Below are 550 nucleotides of genomic sequence, written 5' to 3'. Positions count from 1 at the left end.
TTCAGATGGCTTTGTGCACTCACTTTAATCAGTCCGAAATAGGCTGCCCGGGCGTAGCGGAATTTACGATGCAGTGTACCGAAGCTTTGTTCGACCACATAACGGGTCTTCGACAAATATCGGTTGCGTTTGGTTTGTGCTTCCGTCAGCGGATGTTTGCGGTGGGCTTTGCGCATAATGCCGTCTAACAACTGATGTTCTTCCAGATGTTGCCGGTTTTCCTCACTGTCATAGCCTTTGTCGGCATAGATGGTCGTACCTTCGGCTATGCCTTCCAGCAAAGGCGACAGGTGTTTGCACTCATGGGTATTGGCGGGGGTAATGTGCAGTTTCTCGATATAGCCTTCCGCATCGGTACGGGTATGTTGTTTGTAACCGAGTTTGTAGAGGCCGTTTTTCTTTATCCAACGGGCATCGCTGTCTTTACTCGGTGTGGTTTGGCCGCTGACTTGTCCTTCTTCATCGACTTCTATGGCCTGGCGCTGTTTGCTGCCGGCGGTCTGAATAATGGTGGCGTCAATGATGGCGGCGGATGCTTTCTCTACTTTTA

Annotated in this window: 1 protein-coding gene; it reads right to left on the bottom strand. The window is 50.5% G+C overall.

What is annotated here, in order from left to right; genetic code table 11:
- A partial coding sequence (locus TW89_RS04745; protein WP_128580703.1) for an IS5 family transposase occupies window positions 1–550 on the bottom strand: 550 nt, incomplete at both ends.

The sequence above is a fragment of the Neisseria flavescens genome (assembly GCF_001618065.1).
Taxonomy (GTDB): domain Bacteria; phylum Pseudomonadota; class Gammaproteobacteria; order Burkholderiales; family Neisseriaceae; genus Neisseria; species Neisseria flavescens_A.
This window is presented reverse-complemented; position numbering and strand designations above follow the sequence as displayed.